General features: G+C 44.3%; 15 protein-coding genes. 7 read left to right on the top strand and 8 right to left on the bottom strand.

The window, feature by feature from the left end:
* Positions 1-97 precede the first annotated feature (97 nt).
* The gene (locus MR764_RS01310) at positions 98-805 is read right to left on the bottom strand and encodes a GntR family transcriptional regulator (RefSeq protein WP_247977575.1); all 708 of its coding nucleotides are present in this window, start codon (positions 803-805) and stop codon (positions 98-100) included.
* A gap of 181 nt (positions 806-986) precedes the next feature.
* Here MR764_RS01310 and MR764_RS01305 point away from each other — a divergent pair, with 181 nt between their 5' ends.
* Together MR764_RS01305 and MR764_RS01300 are read left to right on the top strand one after the other, a co-directional pair.
* Positions 987-2261 carry a dihydrolipoamide acetyltransferase family protein gene (locus MR764_RS01305; protein ID WP_247977574.1) on the top strand — a complete coding sequence of 425 codons (1275 nt, stop codon included), beginning with the start codon at positions 987-989 and terminating at the stop codon, positions 2259-2261.
* A gap of 98 nt (positions 2262-2359) precedes the next feature.
* Positions 2360-4828: an alpha-ketoacid dehydrogenase subunit alpha/beta gene (locus MR764_RS01300; protein ID WP_247977573.1), complete on the top strand. Its 2469-nt coding sequence runs from the start codon at positions 2360-2362 to the stop codon at positions 4826-4828.
* A gap of 122 nt (positions 4829-4950) precedes the next feature.
* On the opposite strand, the gene MR764_RS01295 is transcribed toward MR764_RS01300, so the two are convergent.
* The 3 genes from MR764_RS01295 to MR764_RS01285 form a co-directional block, all read right to left on the bottom strand.
* Complete coding sequence (locus MR764_RS01295; protein ID WP_247977572.1) at positions 4951-5649, bottom strand: hypothetical protein; 699 nt, start codon at positions 5647-5649, stop codon at positions 4951-4953.
* A 289-nt stretch (positions 5650-5938) separates the two neighbouring features.
* Complete coding sequence (locus MR764_RS01290; RefSeq protein ID WP_247977571.1) at positions 5939-6724, bottom strand: M23 family metallopeptidase; 786 nt, start codon at positions 6722-6724, stop codon at positions 5939-5941.
* Between the two features lie 115 nt (positions 6725-6839).
* The gene (locus tag MR764_RS01285; protein ID WP_247977570.1) at positions 6840-7217 is read right to left on the bottom strand and encodes a DUF423 domain-containing protein; all 378 of its coding nucleotides are present in this window, start codon (positions 7215-7217) and stop codon (positions 6840-6842) included.
* Positions 7218-7361: 144 nt separating this feature from the next.
* On the opposite strand from MR764_RS01285, the gene MR764_RS01280 reads away from it, so the two are divergent.
* The 4 genes from MR764_RS01280 to MR764_RS01265 all read left to right on the top strand — a co-directional run bounded on the left by MR764_RS01280 (position 7362) and on the right by MR764_RS01265 (position 12628).
* The gene (locus MR764_RS01280) at positions 7362-8600 is read left to right on the top strand and encodes a hypothetical protein (protein ID WP_247977569.1); all 1239 of its coding nucleotides are present in this window, start codon (positions 7362-7364) and stop codon (positions 8598-8600) included.
* A 100-nt stretch (positions 8601-8700) separates the two neighbouring features.
* Complete coding sequence (locus tag MR764_RS01275) at positions 8701-10665, top strand: SDR family NAD(P)-dependent oxidoreductase (RefSeq protein WP_247977568.1); 1965 nt, start codon at positions 8701-8703, stop codon at positions 10663-10665.
* Between the two features lie 2 nt (positions 10666-10667).
* Positions 10668-11339, top strand: coding sequence for an HAD-IA family hydrolase (locus MR764_RS01270; protein ID WP_247977567.1), 672 nt, complete (start codon positions 10668-10670; stop codon positions 11337-11339).
* 14 nt (positions 11340-11353) lie between these two features.
* Positions 11354-12628 carry a zinc-binding dehydrogenase gene (locus MR764_RS01265; RefSeq protein ID WP_247977566.1) on the top strand — a complete coding sequence of 425 codons (1275 nt, stop codon included), beginning with the start codon at positions 11354-11356 and terminating at the stop codon, positions 12626-12628.
* Positions 12629-12631: 3 nt separating this feature from the next.
* Here the strand turns inward: MR764_RS01265 and MR764_RS01260 are convergent, their stop codons facing one another.
* On the bottom strand, positions 12632-13264 hold the full coding sequence (locus MR764_RS01260; protein WP_247977565.1) for a L,D-transpeptidase family protein: 633 nt from the start codon (positions 13262-13264) through the stop codon (positions 12632-12634).
* A 344-nt stretch (positions 13265-13608) separates the two neighbouring features.
* Entirely contained in the window at positions 13609-15246 is a 1638-nt protein-coding gene (locus MR764_RS01255; protein ID WP_247977564.1) for an ABC-F family ATP-binding cassette domain-containing protein, read from the bottom strand.
* 161 nt (positions 15247-15407) lie between these two features.
* Between MR764_RS01255 and MR764_RS01250 the strand changes: the two genes are divergently transcribed.
* Positions 15408-15851, top strand: coding sequence for a DMT family transporter (locus MR764_RS01250; protein WP_247977563.1), 444 nt, complete (start codon positions 15408-15410; stop codon positions 15849-15851).
* Positions 15852-15879: 28 nt separating this feature from the next.
* Here the strand turns inward: MR764_RS01250 and MR764_RS20185 are convergent, their stop codons facing one another.
* Positions 15880-18330 (bottom strand): helix-turn-helix domain-containing protein, encoded by a 2451-nt coding sequence (locus MR764_RS20185; protein ID WP_282189090.1) that lies wholly within the window; start codon positions 18328-18330, stop codon positions 15880-15882.
* 209 nt (positions 18331-18539) lie between these two features.
* The coding region (locus MR764_RS01230) for a PKD domain-containing protein (protein WP_247977562.1) at positions 18540-20661 on the bottom strand (2122 nt) is incomplete at its 5' end.

The raw sequence follows: 20661 nt of genomic DNA, 5'->3' as shown, positions 1-20661 counted from the left end.
TTCAAAATAGGCGAACAAATGTAGGAATATTGCCTACACCAGCCAACGACCGTAAAAATTATTTAAGAGGAATAAGCTCAGGCAAAGTCCATTTCGCCTAGAAAGTCCCAAATATGGCGTGCTTCTCCGAGTTAAAATAGATAGTCGAATAAATATGAAAATCTTCTTTATTGGTGGTTAGCTTTCGTTCCATATACAATACCGGCTGGCCAGGCTTGAGATGCAACAACTGCCTGATTTTTACCGTTGGTTTTACCGCCTTCAGCTTTTGCTCACCCCCAGTTATTTCGATTTGGTAATTCTGCCGCAAAATCTCGAACAACGATTTGTTTTCAAACGAACGTTGCGCGATCCGCGGAAGGTAAATATTGGGAAGATGGTTGACATCATAAAAAACCGGCTCGTCTTCCACATAACGCAGGCGTTCCATATAAATACACCCCGATTCGTGTTCCAGCTCGGTTAGTTCAAACGGAAAATCCTCGGGCCAGGTTTGCACAACCGGCTTCTGCAGAATATCAGTCTTCAGGTAACGCACACCCACCGCGGAGGCAGTACCTGCAATCGAAAGAATACCAATATTCTGAGGAGGTTTCCGCACAATACTTCCCTTGCCCTGTTTTTTTAGAATGAGCCCGTCTTTAACCAGGGTTTCCAAAGCATGGCGAACAGTAGGGCGTGTCATTTCGTAAACCGCACATAATTCATTCTCCGAAGGCAGGAGATCTCCTTCCAAATACACTCCGGTCAGAATTCGCTTCCGAAGCACCTCGTACAGTTTCCGATATTGCGGTAAATTTTCCATTGTGATCCCAAAGTTAAAAATTTTCCAAAAATCACCAAGACAACTTGTAAATACAAGTTATAAAATATATTTTTACGTCCACATTTTTAAATATTTTTATTTCTTTGATTTTCTGATATTTAAAAATACAAGCTAACAATATTTGTATTTACAAGTAGCATAATTAATAAAACTAACAAATATGGCAACACCCGTAATGATGCCAAGACAAGGACAATCAGTTGAATCATGCATCCTTGGACAATGGTATAAAGAAGTAGGAGAAGACGTCAACGAAGGCGACATTCTGTTCTCCTACGAAACCGACAAAGCCTCGTTTGAAGAAGAAGCCAAAGAAGCCGGCACCTTACTGGCCAGGTTCTTTGAAGAGGGAGATGAAATCCCTGTATTGACCAATGTGGCGGTAATCGGCAAAAAGGGAGAATCTATCGATGAATTCAAACCCGGCGCATCAGCAGGCGACGAAGAAAACACTCCTGAAACGCCTGCAGAAGAAGCTCCCAAAGTTTTCGAATTTGAAGTGGAAGAAGAACAGTCGGGAGCACGACTAAGGATTTCGCCGCTGGCCCGAAACATGGCCGAAAAAATGGGTGTTGAGATCCAAACACTCAAAGGTACCGGCCCGCACGGAAGAATTATTGCCCGCGACGTAGAAGAAGCTGCTCAAAAACCTGCTGCTGCAAAAACTGTTGTTGAAAAACCGGCTCCAAAAGCAGTTCCGGTAAGCAAACCTGCACCAGCTGCCGTTATCGAGTCCGGCGATGATTTTGAAGTAAAATCCATCCCGAATATCCGTAAACTCATCGCCAATGCAATGCATCAGTCGCTGCAGAACTCGGCACAGCTTACCCACCACATGAGTGCCGATGCCCGTCAGTTAATGAAACTGCGCAAGAAATTCAAAGCTCAGCTCGAAGCCGGCGAAATTAAACAAAACGTTACGATCAACGACCTGGTTTGCTACGCGGTTATCCGTGCTTTGGAAAAATACCCGCAGGCAAATACACATTTCCTGGGCGATAAAATGAAATGGTTTAAAAAAGTTCACCTTGGATTAGCCGTTGACACAGAGCGTGGCTTGATGGTCCCTGCGTTAAAAAATGCCGATGATCTTTCCATAACCGGTCTTTCAAGCCAGTTAAAACAACTGTCAACTGCAGCCCGTGCCGGAAATGTAAACCCTGATTTACTTAGCCCTGCCGCTGCAACATTCACCGTTTCGAACCTCGGAAATTACGGAGTTGAAATGTTTACGCCGGTTATCAACCTGCCACAAACAGCCATTTTGGGAGTCTGCACCATTGTACCTCGCCCAAAAGAGCTGGAAGAAGGTGTTTACGGCTTTGTTCCGATGATGGGACTCTCGCTGACATACGACCACCAGGCACTCGACGGCGGAGAGGCTACACTTTTCCTAGCTGAAATCAAAAATCAAATCGAGAATTTACAAGTTTAGAGTTCAGGGTTCAAAGTTTAAAGTGCTTTACTCTGAACACTGAACTTTAAACGCCGAACTATCTGTTAGAATTTTGAAAAACATTTAAATCAGAAAAAATGCCAAAAGTACAATATATAAATCCGGATGAAGTACGTAAAGCCGGTCAGATTGAATTCAAACCAATCCCGGTAAACCAGTACAACAAAACTGTTGAAGAAGAGAAAGAAAATTTCTCGAACGACGACCTGATTCGCATTTTCCACGATATGGTGGTTATCCGCGAATTTGAAACCATGCTAAACCTGATTAAAACACGGGGGGAATACAACGAAGTTCCTTACAACCACCCTGGCCCTGCGCACCTTTCCATCGGCCAGGAAGCTGCGGCAGTTGGTATGGCTTACACGCTGGGAGTGGAAGATTTCATTTTCGGGTCTCACCGCAGCCATGGCGAAATTCTTGCCAAAGGCCTTTCTGCCATTTCCAAACTCAGCGACGAGCAACTGGAAAAAATCATGGACTCGCATTTTGATGGAATTACTGCTGCCCCGGTAAAAGCCGGCCATACAGGAACCACCAAAGAATTGGCCATTAAATTCCTGATTTACGGAACGCTGGCTGAAGTTTTTGCACGCGAAACCGGCTTCAACAGAGGACTCGGCGGTTCGATGCACGCATTCTTTACGCCCTTTGGCGTTTATCCCAACAACGCCATCGTTGGAGGTTCGGGCGACATTTCTGTGGGTGCGGCGCTTTACAAAAAAGTAAACCGCAAACCGGGTATCGTAGTTGCTAACATCGGTGATGCTTCAATGGCTTGCGGTCCCGTCTGGGAAGGCCTCGCTTTTGCTACCATGGATCAGTTTACCGAACTGTGGGAAGGCGATATGAAAGGTGGGCTTCCGCTGATCATCAACATCATGAACAACCAGTACGGAATGGGCGGACAAACCTGTGGTGAAACCATGGGATACAACATTGCAGCCCGAATTGGCGCCGGATTGAACCAGGACCAAATGCATGCTGAGCGTGTGGATGGTTACAACCCGCTGGCAGTGATCGACGCCTACAAACGCAAGAAAAAGATCCTGGAAGAAAAACGCGGTCCGGTGTTGCTCGACGTGCTGACTTACCGCTACAGCGGCCACTCGCCTTCCGATGCCTCATCGTACAGATCAAAAGAAGAAGTGGAAGCATGGGAAGCCCAGGATTCGATTATGTGGTTTGGGAAAGAGCTGGTAAAAGCAGGCGTTGCATCCGAAGAACAACTGGAAGCCATCAAAGCTGAAACTACCGAGTTGATTACTTATGCGCTGAAACTAGCCATCGATGATGAAGTTTCTCCTCATATGAACATGAAAAAATACCCGAACCTGATCGGCGAAATGATGTTCAGCAATCAGTCGGTGGATAAAATGGAAGACCGCCCTGTGGAAGTGAACCATCCTATGGAAGAAAATCCACGCGTTCAGCAACTGGCAAAAAAAGAGCGTTTTATGTTTGATGAAAACGGTAAACCTCATTCAAAAATAAAAACCTACGGATTACGCGATGGTATATTTGAAGCTATTGTTGACCGCTTCTACAAAGACCCGACTTTAATTGCTTACGGAGAAGAAAACCGCGACTGGGGTGGCGCGTTCGCCGTGTATCGCGGATTAACCGAAGCTCTGCCTTACCACCGCTTGTTTAACTCACCTATTTCGGAAGCATCTATCGTTGGAACTGCCATTGGTTATGCCATGTGCGGAGGCCGCGTTATTCCGGAAATCATGTACTGCGACTTCCTGGGCCGTGCCGGTGACGAAGTTTTCAACCAGCTTCCAAAATGGCAGGCCATGAGTGGTAACGTACTAAAAATGCCGGTGGTAATCCGCGTGTCTGTAGGATCAAAATATGGCGCTCAGCACTCGCAGGACTGGACAGCACTGGCTGCTCACATCCCGGGATTAAAAGTAGTTTTCCCGGTAACTCCTTACGATGCCAAAGGTCTGATGAACACCGCCCTTCAGGGAACAGACCCGGTAATTTTCTTTGAAAGTCAGCGCCTGTACGATATTGGCGAGCAGTTCCATAAAGAAGGTGTTCCGGCTGAATATTACGAAATTGCCATGGGTGAACCTGATGTCAAAAAAGAAGGTAGCGATGTTACTATTCTGACCATCGGAGCCACTTTATACCGTGCCCTGGATGCCGCAAAAACATTGGAAGAAAAATACGGAGTATCGGCAGAAGTGATTGACGCCCGTTCGCTGGTTCCTTTTAATTACGAACCAGTGATTGAATCCATCAAGAAAACCGGAAGGATCGTTATTTCGGGCGATGCATCGGCACGCGGATCGTTCCTGCGCGACCTGGCATCGAACATTACCGAGCTGGCCTTCGATTACCTTGATGCACCACCGGTAGTGGTGGGTTCACGTAACTGGATCACTCCTGCACACGAACTGGAAGACTATTTCTTCCCGCAACCCGAATGGATCATCGATGCCATTCACGAAAGAATTGTCCCCTTAAAAGGACATGTATGTATGAATGATTTTACCGAGGCAGAACAATTGGACAGGAATGCCAGAGGTATTTAATTTCATAGTTGGGATGCTCTAGCAAGTCGAAAGCATCCAAGTTTTGGTTTTTATTAGAATTAAATCCGGTTTCAGAGGAGACCGGATTTTCTATTTGACTTATCCAGAAGTTCAAACTATAGTTACAACTGCGTCTTTCTTCTTAGACGGTATGTATAAATCAGACTAAATCCGACATAAGCATTTGTAATACTGCTGTCAAAATGAATCGGAAAATTACCGACTTCGGCATTCAACTCCTTAACAGCATCGCCAAATGGAATATTGCTGTTACCAAGATATAATTTCATAGCCCAATGATTCGAAAAGTTTCCCCATACCCCGAACTCAAAACCATGAAAAAAATGCCCTTTATTTTCTGACGATGCTTCTACGGCCTGATTCGTTTCGAAGAACTCCAGTTTCCCAACTGTAGAAATAGCGCTTACAAGCCCACCTTTAACAGCAACAAAACCCTGGATGCGGGTAACATAATCATCATCGCGCCAAAGGGGCAAATAAGCAGTGATTTTTGCCCTTGCCAATTGAAAACTCCCATTTATTTCCCGCGAATACAATTTCAAGTTACTTCCGGAAGCAACTGAAGTTGTTTGCAGATCATTACCGCCCAACCATCCAAAGCCACCTCCCAAGTCAAATCCGAGATAAGGAATTGGTTTCCATTCATGCGCCAATTCTATCACACCAAAATGATTATCATCTTTTGAAAAACTTGTCCATCCGTTAATTGCAAAACTATTTTCATCAGCAGGAGCTTGCGCTTTTGCAAAAACCAATAAAAACAAGAAAGAAACTGTAAATAAATATCTGAGGTCAAACATAATTTGGAGTTTAAAGTGACACCAAGCTATAAATTAAACTATCAACTATCTCCCTTTTGCATCAAACCGGTAAAAAGGCTCATTACAGCCCAACAACAGCACCTGTTCTTCCATCCTGATTTTCAGATCTCATGTACTACTGCAAGGTCCATTTCAGATGATAAATATAAACGACATTTTCAAAAAAACACCGGAGTAATGGTTTTTCCCTGAGCTGGGGATATTTTAGAATTATTCCAGGAATATCAACTAAATCCATTAATTGACAGCCTAAACCTCGACGATGATTTTAATACATTTTCAGGGGTTGTCCGATCTGCAATACCGAGTTTTCGGTAATGTTATTCAGCCGGCAAAGATCTTTAATCGGAGTTTTAAATTTACGCGAGATCACCCAAAGCGAATCACCCGACCGTACTTTGTAATATTCGGGGATGGCCGCGTTATTGGAATATCCTTTGGGTTTTAAGGTGCGGTGCAAAGCTACCAGGTTTTCGAAATTAAGGGCATCTTCCCTGATTTCCTGCCGACCAAAATCAAACACCAGTTCCGGGTCAAAGGCACGACCTTCTTCGCGAATCTCGAAATGCAAATGAGAGCCACGCGCACGCCCCGTGCTACCGGCCAGAGCAATCGCCTCACCTTTTTTCACATATTCTCCTTCTTTCATTAAAAACTTGGAAAGATGAGCATAATATGTTTCGATGTTATTCGCGTGTTGTATAATCATAATATTTCCGAAACCGCTTCCCCAGCCCGCACGCGTAATACTTCCGTCGTTAACCGCAAAAACGGTATCGCCACGTTCCATTTTGATATCGGTGCCATAGTGCATTCTTCCTGAGCGGGGGCCAAAATCACTGATCACTTTCCCTCCGTTACCGGGAACAAGAAAACCAGCCAAAAAGCTTTGATATTGTTCGTTCTGCTGCTTTTGAATTTTACCGTACTCCGCCAAAGAAACAGGTTCTTCCTTTCCGGGTACAATCACCAGTTCATCGGTATTTACATATTGTGCATTACTCTGAAAAACAACAACAAAAGAAACGATCAACAGCAAAAAAAATACTTTCATAAAAATAATTATCGGGTCAATTTCACGCAATAGTAGTGAAAAATAAGATTCAGGCGACTTCTGCCGGGAGCTTTTAGAAACTCTAACAATTCATTTACGAAACATTAACAAAAAACTAAACCGGGAATTTTTTCCAGGCTGCCAGTATTAATAAAATCCATCCGGCAATAAAACTTAATCCACCAAGCGGCGTAATTGCACCTAAAATTTTAATGCCCGACAGGGATAAAACATACAAACTGCCCGAAAACAAAACAATACCGGCAAAAATTAAAATGGCCGACCACTTCAGATAAATCGAAGGCATAAAAAAAGCCAAAACGCCAATCAGTAACAACCCCAGAGCATGGTAAAAATGATATTTCACCCCCGTTTCCCACGTTTGTAACATTTCGGAAGAAAGATGCGTTTTTAAAGCGTGTGCACCAAAAGCGCCCAATACAACTGCCAGGGCCAGTAAAACAGCCGACAACATGATTATAAATCTGCTCATATAAACTCTGTTAATTTACGCTTGAACAACAGAAAACAACGTGGAAAGTTTCCGGAATCGGAATTCTTTTAAAAACAGGATACTAAAGGACACATGAATTATTGCAGTTGTATTTCTTTGCAGCAAAATTCAGATCAGCATTTTATGATAGCAACAAAAAGCATATTTACCACCTTTCCCGGTCCCGACGACTTGCTGAAGTGGTACAAAACTCAACCTCAAAACGTGGTGCCCAACATTAACGGGCACATTCACACTCCGCATTCGTTTAGCGCCTTTTCAAACATTGAACAACCTTTTGAGATGGCAAAATCAGAAGCGGTTTCTGTTTTGGGCATCAACGACTTTTATACAACGGATGGGTACAACGAATTTGCGGAAATGGCTCAAAAACATAAAATTTTCCCGCTGTTCAACATTGAGTTTATGGCGCTGCAGAAAGATCTGCAGGAAGCCGGCGTACGGGTGAACGACCCCAGCAATCCCGGACGGACTTACTTTAGCGGGAAAGGACTTTGTCAGCCCGCGAAAATGAGTGAGGCTTCGTTTCAAAAAATCAGTAACCTGCAAACTGAAAGCAACCGCCAGACTTACGAAATGGTGGAAAAACTAAATGCTTTCCTGGCCGAAAACGATATCGATCTTCAATTCGATGCTGACGAACTGCAAAGCCGCCTGGCTAAAAACCTGTTTCGCGAACGCCACATTGCTCAGGCTATCCGGATTGCGGTTTTTGAAAAAGCCGAAACCGATCTGGGTCGCGCTCAGCTTTTCAACGCCATTTTTGGAGGGAAAGATGTAAAATCAGCCATCGATGATGTGGCAGGACTGGAAAACGAGATCCGCAATAATTTGTTAAAGGCCGGTGGTGCAGCCTTTGTTCCCGAAGATCCGAAAGCCTTTCTTTCGCTGGAAGAAGTAAAAGAACTGATCATTGATGCAGGTGGAATTCCATGTTATCCGGTTTTACTCGATTTTGGCAACGCTAATTTCACCGATTACGAAGCCGACAAAGAAAAATTGCTGGCCGAGCTAAAGAGCAAAAATGTATTTAGCATTGAGTTGATTCCGGGGAGAAATAACTTCCAAATTTTCAAGAACTTTGTACTGTTTTTTCACCAAAACGGCTTTGTGATTACTTTCGGAAGTGAGCACAATACCCCGCAACTCGATCCGATCAAACTAAGTTGTGGCGGTGGCATCGATTTGGATGAAGAGCTCAAGCAAATCAATTACGAAGGCACTGCTGTTGTTGCGGCTCACCAGTATTTGATCGCCAACGGAAAAGAAGGGTATTTAAAAGGACAAATTGCCAAAACCGACGAAAAAGCCGCCTTTGTTGAATTAGGAAAAGCAGTAATTGCAAAATTTCTAAGTATGTAATTCAAGCTCTGTGTGAGACTCTGTGATCTCGGTGGTTTATTCAAATTTTTACCACACAGGACACAAAGAAGACACAGAGAACCACAAAGAAATAACAACCATGAACCAGGGAATTAAAGATCTAATTGAAGTTTCGCGCAGCTACGGAAGTAAAAAAGAATATGTGATTGCAGGCGGAGGAAACACTTCGTTTAAAACCGACGATCAGCTTTGGATTAAAGCCAGCGGATTTGCCTTGTCGACTATAGGCGAAGAAGGTTTTGCCGTGATGGACCGCAGCAAGCTGGCTAAAATTTCGGAAAATGAATACAGCTCCGATCCTTTTAAGCGCGAAAGTCAGATTAAAGATGATTTAGCGGACGCGACAATAACAAAAGATAAACGCCCGTCGGTGGAAACCTCGTTTCACAACGCCATCAACTACAAATTTGTGGTTCACCTGCACCCGACCGCCGTTAACGGGATTATGTGCAGCAACAAGGCAGAAGAGTTGGTAAAACCGGTGTTTGGCGACGAAGCAATTTACATTCCTTATATTGACCCCGGTTACATTTTATTTAAAGCAGTTGAAACCAAAATCATAGCGTTCAGGACAGAAAAGGGATACGATCCGAAAGTTATTTTACTCCAGAACCATGGCATTTTTGTAAGCGCCGACACCGTTCAGGAGATCACTGAAATTTACGACGGGATTATTGCCAACATCGAAAAAGCGGTTTCAACTCCGGTTGACGAAACGGTACTTCCGGTGGCAGAACACGTAACGCAGGTTGTACCGGCCATTCGCGCCATTGTTTCGCAGCAAGGTTTGAAAACGATCAAAGTGACGAACTCTGTACTAGTAGAGAAATTCAACGCAAGTGCCGCAGCTTTCGAGAAAGTGAATTATCCATTCACTCCCGATCTGATTGTTTATTGCAAATCGAAATACATTTATATCGATGAAGTTGCCTCTCCTGAAGCAACAATCGCAGCCTTCAAAACAAAATATGAAGCTTTTATTGCTGATTATGGATTTGCTCCAAAGGTTGTGTTTATTAAGGGCATCGGAATGCTTTCGATTGGCGACAACGCAGCACAGTCGAATATCATAAAAGAGGTTTTCGAAGATGCCATGAAGATTTCATGGCTGTCGGAATCGTTCGGCGGTCAGCATTTTATGACGCCAGAGCAAATCAACTTTATCGACACCTGGGAAGTTGAAAACTACCGCCGTAAAGTTTCGGCAGGAGCTGCTGCCGGACGCGTTGAAAACAAAATTTCGATTGTTACCGGTGCAGCTCAGGGATTTGGCGAAGGCATTGCCCGGGTAATGAAAGAAAACGGTTCGAACATCGTAGTGGCCGACCTCAACGAAACGGTTGGTAAAGCTACAGTTGAATCGTTCAACGAAATAAAAAACAGCAGCCACGCTGTGTTCATTCAAACCAACGTTGCTGATCAGGAATCGCTAAAGAACCTGATGCACCAAACCGTTTGCGAATTTGGAGGGCTGGATGTATTTGTAAGCAATGCCGGTATTTTACGCGCCGGAGGTTTGGAAGAAATGACACCGGAGAATTTCGACCTGGTTACAAAAATCAATTATAACGCCTATTTCTATTGCACGAAGGCGGCAACACCAATTATGAAACTTCAGAACAAATACAACGCTTCGTTGTATGCCGATGTAATTCAAATTAACTCAAAATCGGGTTTGGCCGGAAGCAAGAAAAACTTTGCTTACGCGGGTGGAAAATTTGGAGGAATTGGTTTGACCCAGTCGTTTGCCCTGGAGTTGGCCCCCGATAGAATCAAAGTGAATTCCATCTGCCCGGGTAACTTTTACGAAGGTCCGCTTTGGAGTGATCCTGAAAACGGATTGTTTGTACAATACCTGAATGCCGGAAAAGTTCCGGGGGCAAAAACCGTTGACGATGTAAAAGCGTTTTACCTGGCGCAGGTTCCGCTTGGTAAAGGCTGTTCTCCGGTTGATGTGGCAAAAGCAGTTTTTTATGCCATCGATCAGGAAAACGAAACAGGACAGGCCATTCCGGTTAGTGGCGGACAAATTATGCTGAATTAGTAATGCCCGTAAAAGCGATCATATTCGATTTAGACGGCACGCTGCTCCATTCAATTGTGGATATTGCAGATGCCTGTAATCATGTATTGGAGCAGAACAATCTGCCAACACATGACACGGAATCGTATGTTTCGTGGATTGGAAACGGGGCTGCCAAACTGGTGGAGCGGGCGCTTCCCGATCACATAAAAAGTGATCCAGAAAAACTGGAATATTTCATTCAGGAATACAAAGATTATTACCTCGCGCATTTGATGATTAAAAGCCATTTGTACGATGGAATCGATGAAGTACTTGCCTTCCTGAAACAACATAAAATCCCCTTTGCGGTAAATACGAATAAACCACACAGCCAAACTGTGCCGATCGTAGAAAATTACATGAAAGATTTTCTTCCTGATCAGGTATTCGGTCAACAAGATCATATTCCGAAAAAACCGGATCCGTTTGCAGCCAAGCTGATTGCAAAAAATTTTGAGGTCGAAAATCAGGAAGTTTTGTTTGTTGGCGATTCTTATGTCGATATAAAAACAGGTAAAGCTGCCGGGATGCAAACATTGGGCGTTACCTGGGGATATGGCAAGCTTGAACCGATGAAAGAAGCAGGTTGTTCTGATTTTATAGCAACAACAAGCGAATTAATGGAGTTTCTAAAACTCAAAATTGAAGAATAAAATAAAAAACAGATATGAAGACAAAAGCAGTTAGATTATACGGCAAAAAAGATTTGCGTTTGGAAGAGTTTGATCTTCCGCAAATTAAAGAAGACGAAATTCTGGCAAAAGTGGTGAGCGACAGCATTTGCATGTCGAGCTACAAAGCTGCCACACAGGCAACTGACCACAAGCGCGTTCCTAATAACATTGCAGAAAAACCGATTATGATCGGTCACGAATTTTCAGGCGAAATCGTGGAGGTGGGCGCCAAATGGCAGGATAAATTCAAACCCGGTCAGAAATATTCGATCCAGCCGGCCATTTATTACAAAGACGGCCCGGTGGGAATTCTGAGTGCTCCGGGTTATTCTTACCAATATATTGGCGGTGATGCCACTTATGTAATCATCCCGAAAGATGTGCTGGAGCAGGATTGTTTGCTGGCCTACGACGGCCCCGGATTTTACCCGGCATCGCTTTCAGAACCACTGAGTTGCGTTATCGGTGCGATGCATGCCAACTACCATACTACACCGGGATCGTATGTTCACGATATGGAAATTGTGGAAGGTGGGAAAATGGCCATCCTCGCGGGTGTAGGTCCGATGGGACTGGCAGCCATTAATTATGTAATTAACCGCGAAGACCGCAAACCATCGTTGTTGGTAGTAACTGATATTGCACAGGATCGTTTGGACCGTGCATCTGAAATTTTCCCGGTGGAATGGGCAAAAGAAAAAGGCATCGAGTTGATTTACCTGAATACCGGAAATGTGGAAGATCCGGTGAAAGCTTTGAAAGATGTTTCGGGTGGCGAAGGTTATAATGATGTATTTGTTTTTGCTCCGGTAGCTCCGGTAGTTGAGCAAGGTGACGCTATTCTGGCCCACGACGGCTGTCTGAACTTTTTTGCGGGACCGTCGAATACTGAATTCTCGGCCAAACTGAACTTCTACAACGTTCACTATGCCTACACGCACATTGTGGGAACTTCAGGCGGTAACAACGACGACATGCTGGAAGCGCTCGATGTGATGAGCAAAGGACTCGATCCTGCCGGATTGATCACCCACGTTGGCGGATTAAATGCGGTAGCCGAAACAACGTTAAATCTTCCGAATATCCCGGGTGGAAAGAAGTTGATCTACACGCATAAAAACCTTCCGCTGGTTGCCATTTCTGATTTTGCTGAGTTAGGCAAAAACGATCCATTTTATGCTGAATTAGCCAAACTGGTAGCCGAAACCAAAGGATTGTGGAATGTAAAAGCTGAAGAATATCTACTGGCGAACGCGCCGGAAATCTAAATATTATTGGACAGGCAGATTTAATAAGGTCTGCCTGTCCCCCATTACAATCATAGGACGGCAAGCAGGATCGAGCCATTTCAGAACCTGCACCATATCCTTCTCCGAAACCGCCACACAGCCCGAAGTTGTTTCGGTATCGCTTTCCCGCAAATGAAAAAAGATGGCGCTCCCCTTGCCTTTTACAACCGGATCAGTGTTGTATTCAATCACCATACAATATTTGTAGTAGTTGCTTTTCAGTTTCAGATTTTCGTATGATTTTGCGGTAGTTTCGCCTCTCACATGTTTGTTGTAATCCTCCGATTCAGGATCGTCAATCCACTTGTCGCCATCAGTAGAAAGGGTAAAAGGCATTTTTGTTTCGACGGTATCAGCATAGGTAAACAAGTGTCCTAAATAAAAAATGCCCGATGGAGATTTTCCGTCGCCTTCCATTTTCTCGCCCATTGCGGCAAAACCATTTCGGCCAATTCCTGCAGCAAAAGGACCGGACTTAATCTCCCATTTTTCATCTGCTTTTTCAAGAGCAAATAGGTTGACCTGAGCATTTCCGGACTGTTCAGCAATTACTACCAACAACTGACTGACATTAGCCGGAATGGAAGATTCCTGCACTTTTAAAATTTGCTCCATCTGTTCCGTTTCTGATTTGGGAGAGGAACACGCCCAAAGCAGCAGGAAAATAAAACCCAGGTTTTTCAAATATTTGAAAGAATCGTTTCGCATACCGCGAAAGATAGTGAATATCAAAAACAATCTTTGTTATTGAAGTACAACTTGCAAACGAACAGGACCATCAAACGCAAAAAATAACGTACTCTTACTTTTTACAACGGGTTCACGCAAAGGTTATGACGAAGCGCAGAGTGCGCAAAGGATTAACTTACACACAAGAACAATTTGCGTTCTTGCGATCACCTTGGCGTTCTTCGCGTGAACTTGATTTTTTAACCAAATACACAACGAAAAATATCTCGCTAGCGTTTTGCCTCCAACTCCCGCAAGTGCTCCATCTTTTTACGTTGTAAAAACTCACGGATGCTTTCTTCGTATTCTTTTACGCGTTTATTTCCGAACTCATACACTTTATGCACCAATCCATCCAGAAAATCGCGGTCGTGCGACACAAGAATCAAGGTCCCGTCGAATTCCATCAGCGCCTGTTTCAGGATGTCCTTGGTGCGAATATCAAGGTGATTGGTAGGCTCATCGAGAATCAGCAGGTTCACCGGCTCCAGCAACAATTTGATCATCGCCAGACGCGTACGTTCTCCTCCGGAAAGAACACTTACCTGTTTGTCCCAGCTATCGCCGCCAAACATAAACGCCCCCAGAATATCTTTGATTCTGGTACGAATATCGCCTTTTGCCACATCGTCGATGGTTTGAAAAACGGTTAGCTTTTCGTCCAGCAACGAAGCTTCGTTTTGAGAAAAATAGCCGATCATCGAATTGTGTCCGAGACTTAAGGTTCCGCCGTATTCCAGCTCGCCCATAATGGCTTTAACCAGTGTGGTTTTCCCTTCACCGTTCTTGCCGACAAACGCCACTTTATCGCCGCGATGAATGGTAAAAGTTGCCCCGGAGAACACCAAATGATCGCCGTACGATTTTTCCACCTGATCGGCAATTACCGGGAAATTACCCGAACGCGGCGACGGAGGAAAGCGAAGTTTCAGGTGCGAGGTGTCCATTTCGTCCACTTCCACCAGTTCCAGTTTTTCCAACATTTTTACGCGCGACTGCACCTGCAGTGTTTTTGAATACGTTCCTTTGAAACGCTCGATAAACTGCTCGGTTTCGGCAATCATTTTTTGCTGATCGTCGTATGCTTTTTGCTGCTGTTCGCGGCGTTCTTTCCGCAATTCCAGGTAGTGCGTGTAATTCACCTTGTAATCGTAAATACGCCCCATGGTTACTTCAATCGTGCGGGTAGTAATGTTATCGACAAAGGCGCGGTCGTGTGAAATAACGATCACCGCTCTGGCCTCGTTCACCAGGAATTCTTCGAGCCACTGCACCGATTCAATATCGAGGTGGTTGGTAGGCTCATCAAGCAAAATAAGGTCGGGCTTTTTCAGCAGAATTTTGGCGAGCTCGATTCGCATCCGCCAGCCCCCGCTAAATTCGGAAGTGGGCCGCTGAAAATCTTCCCGCAAAAATCCCAGTCCCAGCAAAATCTTTTCAACTTCAGCATCAAAATTTATTTCACCCTGGCTGTACAATTTCTCGCTTAAATCCGATACTTCCTCAATAATTTTGCTGTATTCATCCGATTCGTAATCGGTTCTGACGGTAAGCTCATGGTTCAACTCTTCCAGTTTTTGCTGCATGTTCAGCACATCGGCAAAAGCCTGCGAAGCCTCGTCGAATAAACTACGGCTGTTATCCACCAGCAAATGCTGCGGGAGGTAAGCAATTACAGCATCTTTGGGCGCCGACACCTTGCCTGCGGAGGGAGTTTGAACACCAGCAATAATTTTCAGCAAAGTTGATTTACCGGCACCGTTTTTCCCCATCAAGGCAATACGATCTTTATCGTTCACGACAAAATTGATGTCTTTAAACAAAGTTGTTCCGCTAAATGTAACCGCCAATCCGTCAATCGAAATCATAATTATTTTCTGAATTTGAGGCGGCAAAGATAATCATCCGCCCGGTAAGTTTTCTATTGAATTGATTTTGTCGTTTCCTTTTAACAAATCAGATTATTTTACCCCGACAAACCCCCGGTCAAATTGAAATGTTTATACTTGCAATTCAAATAACATAAGTCATGAAAGCATTTTATACCGTCTTTGTTTTACTCATTGGTTTTTTGCTTGCGATACAGGGAAGCATCAATACCCAGCTCACCACATTTTTAAAACATCCGATCCAGGGTGCGCTGGTTAATTTTATGGTTGGATTCATTTGTTTGCTGGCCCTTAACCTTGTTTTCAGAACCCAAATTCCTGACTGGGGGCATGTAAAAACTGCGCCGTGGTATTTGCTGGCGGGCGGAATGCTGGGTGCCATTTTTGTTTCGTCGGTGATCTTTTTCATCCCCAAAATTGGAGTGAGCACGGTACTGGCAGCTTCCATTGCCGGGCAACTAATCGCAGCTTCGGTTATCGATCACTTTGGCTTTTTCGGATTAAACGTTCACCAGATTTCTGCCGGTCGTATTGCGGGGATTTTGCTACTGATTAGTGGAATCTTTTTGATACAGAAGTACTAGTATCCACTTTCCCCTGGTGTCTTTGTGCTTAATCTTTCCGTGATTCCAGATAACTCAAGCCTATCCGCAGATCGCCATAGCTGAATTCATTTCCTAGAGCTTCGCGTGCAGGTGTCAAATTGCGTTCCTTCGTATTTTTGAAATACGCCGCAATTTTTTCAAGCTTCTCTTTCGAGAGAAATTGAAACACGTCCAACTCGCCCGTTCTTACAAAATGAGCGAGATGCCCTTCTATCGTGTTTTCGGTATAGCCGCGCTCTTTCGCAATTTCAGTAACCGTTTTTCCCGAAAGGAACATTTTCAGACTTACTTTTTTTGTATCCGGCTTTGGCTCCTTCTTTTTCTTTGGCTCATCTTTCAGCGGAATTTCTCCCTTATCAATTTCATGTTCTTCGCAATACTCGCGGATTAAAGCGGCAATGTCTTTTCCGTAACGATCGATCTTGCGTTTACCCAATCCATTAATTTTCTGAAGTTCGGATAGATTCACGGGCAAATAGGTGACCAGCTCAACCAGCGCTTTTTGTGCAAAAATCATATAGGCAGGAATCGACTGTTCGATTGCCTTCTCGTTTCGCCACGACCGTAGCAGATTGTACAATTCGGGGTGAGGAATATTGGCGTAGTTTTCAATTTCGCGGGCTTTTTGCTTTTTAGGCTTTGTTTCGCCGCTGTCGATCATTGCCTTGGCACGCGCCTCCATAACTTCCTTCACCGAAAAACCTTTACTACAAATTTCGTAAGCCGCCAGTTTGGTTTTTGCTTCGTCCGCCAGGTCGCTTATCCGCTGTTTGATTTGTTTTTTCACCTCGCGGTTATCAATGTCCCAGTCAACCTGCTCCAATCTATCAACCAAAATTTCCTGCACCTTCTCCGAAAAATAAGTGGCCGCCTGCTTTATCCGTTCCGTAAGCTGCGGATTATTCTCCACATCCGGTTCCTGTTTCAACAGCTTATTAATTTGCACCTGAAATTTCTCCCCCACCTCATCCAGATCGTTTTTGAGACCGTCCCTGATTTTTCGGTAGTGTGCCGTTATGAGGTCGGTAAAACTTCCCGGGTTTTCATCCATAATTTTACCGATTGAATTGACAAGATAAACAGCGCGGTAAAATCGAAAAAGCTCCAGAAGCTGTTCGCGCTGAAAAGCCTGTTTGGCCAGACTCAATTCTGTTTCTCCCGGCTGGTTTTCCTCTACCTGCTGTATAAAACTGTCGACGGTTTGGTCGGTAATAATACTGTTTTTTGAGAGTGGTGTTTTCAATACCATGCCTTCCAGCGTTTTACAACGGCTAAGCGCCACATATACCTGCCCGTGTGCAAACGAAGCCCCGGCATCGATAATGGCCCGCTCGAAAGTAAGCCCCTGACTTTTGTGAATGGTAATGGCCCACGCGAGTTTTAAAGGTACCTGGCTAAACGAACCTTCCACCTCTTCTTTGATCTCCGAAGTTTCTTTATCGATCGTATATTTTACATTCTCCCACAAAAGAGTGGTCACTTCAATTTCCTCATCTTCGCCCGGGCATTGCACAAAAATACTGGTATCGTCAAAGGCCGTAATCTGGCCTATTTTACCGTTAAAAAAGCGTTTCGCCAGATCGGGATCGTTTTTCACAAACATAACCTGAGCCCCTTTTTTCAAATGCAGCTCAGCCTCGGTAGGAAACGAATATTGCGGGAAATTTCCTTCTACGGTGGCTTTGAAAACCCTGGCTTTCGAGGATAACTTTTCCAGTTTCGATTCATTCATGCGCTGTGCCTGCACATTGTGGGTACACAGCGTAATGTAACCTTCTTCGTCGCCCGGATCAAAATCAGGATTGTAGCGGGCATTCAGCTCTGTCTGGGCTTTTTCGTCGAGTACATTGTCGCGCACTTTGTTGAGGATCGAGATAAAACGGTCGTCCTGCTGCCGGAACACCTGGGTAAGTTCGATACTTACATACGATGTTTGTTTTAACGCTTTACTGCTAAAGAAAAAGGCGGTTTCGTATTCGGATCTAAGCAATTGCCACTCCTCGCGCTTTACCACAGGAGCCAGCTGCTGCAAATCGCCAATCATCAGCAACTGCGCACCACCAAAAGGTTTGCGCCCATTTTTAAACCGGCGCATCACCCGGTCGATCGCATCCAACACATCGGCACGAACCATACTGATTTCATCAATTACCAGCAAATCGAGGGTTCGAATGATGTTGATCTTTTCTTTGTTGAAACGCATTTGGCGATTCTGTTCGTTTGTTTCGCCAACCTGTGGCCCAAACGACAACTGGAAAAAAGAATGAATGGTAACACCACCGGCATTAATCGCCGCCACACCCGTTGGCGCCACCACGATCATGCGTTTCGGAGATTCCTTTTTTAAGTTTTTCAGAAAAGTAGTCTTCCCGGTTCCCGCCTTTCCGGTCAGAAAAATATTTTGCCCCGTGTATTGAATAAAGTTCCAGGCGAGTTCGAGTTGTTTGTTGGTTTGCATGAAGTAAACTGACATTTTAACTGCCTAAAGATAACAATTTAGCCCGACAGTAATTTTCGGTATTTTTTCTTCCTGGCCCATCCGTGACTATATAAAAGAGGCTGACTCAGCAGCCAGCCTCTCTTTTAAATCCCATTGAGTTGTTACCTCAACCTAAAGCAGAACACTTTAGTTTTATAGTTGATAAAAAATAAGGGTGCCATTACCAGCTACTCCCTGTAGATAATTCTTCCAATCTGGGTTCTTCCATCCAGATCGAGTTTATACAGGTAAATACCCGTTGCATCGTTAGTAGGTTGATATTCGATCCTGTTCATTTCTCCACTCAGTACCTGGCGGTCCAGAATTCTGGCCACACGTTGTCCTGTAATGTTGTAAATTTCAAGGACTCCATAAGCATCTACTCCCGAAACAAATTCGAAGGTCACTTTTTCGGTGAACGGATTCGGGTAAACCTTCAGACTGCTTTGAGACAGCGTTACATTTTGTGTTGAAGATGATTTTATTTCAACCACAGGCGGCAGTGGATCTCCGCAGTAAACAGCGTGAATAACAATATAACCTCCTGTAAATGGAATATTATCTCCTTCAGCGTAATCCCATTGTCCTGGTGCGATTTTATCCGGGAACCACTCTGATCCGGTTGCTACCCAGATGTGAGTTTGATCCAAAGTATAATCGTACAGTTCCAGGTAGTCAACAGTGATATGAGTACCGTCAAATATTACCAGAACACTGTCTACAAGATGGCTATCCCATACCGGCGACGGATCGCAGGTTGGTGCTCCGGCATACATTGGGAACTTATATTCACCCGGTTCGGTAATCGCGAATGACCAGCCCCAGTTGCTCCACATACCTCCTTCATTACATTCTGTCAAGAAGCTTTTACTGATATCATCTCCACCATACGCATATGCTGTGTTACAAACATCGCATTGGTCTGAATAGATCATGACATCACAGTCAGAAGGACATTCGTTAGCATCTTTAACGTTAATTGTATGAAGAGTACCTGCATCGCTTCCGCTTAATCCGCTGATTACATAATATCCTCCAACATCCCACGTCAATGTAGTAACATCAACAAATGGACCTCCATCAACACTGACATAAATTGGAGCTGTTCCTCCGCTGACGGTAAACTCAGCCCATCCATCAGCTACATCACAACTTGAATTGTGTCCAACTGTTGAACAGGTAAGTTCTTCAGGTTGAAGAATTTCGTCTCCACAATATGTTTCTCTTGATGCTATCAAAGAATTTCCAAGGTCAACTATTGTTGCCTGGTATACACCGGCATAGAGATTAGGAACATTTACCATTGTTTCAAAATCATCTCCTGAGCCACCTTTTGCTACCTGTTGAGGTCCCCAAACCGTAGTCAAAGTCGGAGGTGTAGTTGATGCATCCAACGTATCCAGTTGAATCATAAAATCACCTATTCCCTTAACATAAATATCCATGCTTCCGGTATTGGTTCCAAAACACAAAGGTTCGTGTGGAACTACCCTGCAACTCGGAGCCTGAGGAATCCAATCAATAGTTGCACAACATTCATGTTGACAAATAACTCCTCCGCCATGATCCTCTTTAACAACCAAACAATATTCTCCGTCACTCAGGCCGGTTACCTGAATTCCGGGAGTAATTGCATCTTCGTCTGCTGGTAAACCTACCGGAATAACAGCCCCGGGCAGATACCATTCATACGTACGATTGACAATATCTACATTGGTTGTAGTAATTGTAATTGTTAAAGCGCCATTGTTATTGTCATAATTTGTAGAGTTTGCATCTACTGTAATATCGCAATCCGGTTCTTCGTAAACCGTAATCTGAATGGTGGTACTGTTGTAGCAGCCAAACTCATCGGTCACAGTTAACCCTATTGTATGTGTTCCAACGCTAAATATATGTGAAGCCGTTGCAATTACAGTGGTTTCATCGATACTTCCGTTGTTGTCCCAATCCCATCCATAAGTAGCGATTGGCATGCCGTTGGTTCCGGCGGTACTTCCCGAAGCATCAAAATCAATTTCGGCACTGCCATCAACCTCACATTCAGGATCTGCATCCAGATCAGCTACAGGATTGTCGTAAACTGTAAACTGAGTGGTGGTACTGTTGTAGCAGCCAAACTCATCGGTTACGGTTACGTCTACCGTATGCGTTCCTACTGCAAAACTGTGCGAAGCCATGGCGCTTACGGTCGTTTCATCGATACTTCCGTTGTTGTCCCAATCCCATCCATAAGTGGCGATTGGCATGCCGTTGGTTCCGGCTGTACTTCCTGAAGCATCAAAATCAACAACTGCATTGCCCAGACCA

The organism is Maribellus sp. YY47 (assembly GCF_023111095.1).
In the GTDB taxonomy this organism is placed as follows: Bacteria; Bacteroidota; Bacteroidia; order Bacteroidales; family Prolixibacteraceae; genus Draconibacterium.
This window is presented reverse-complemented; position numbering and strand designations above follow the sequence as displayed.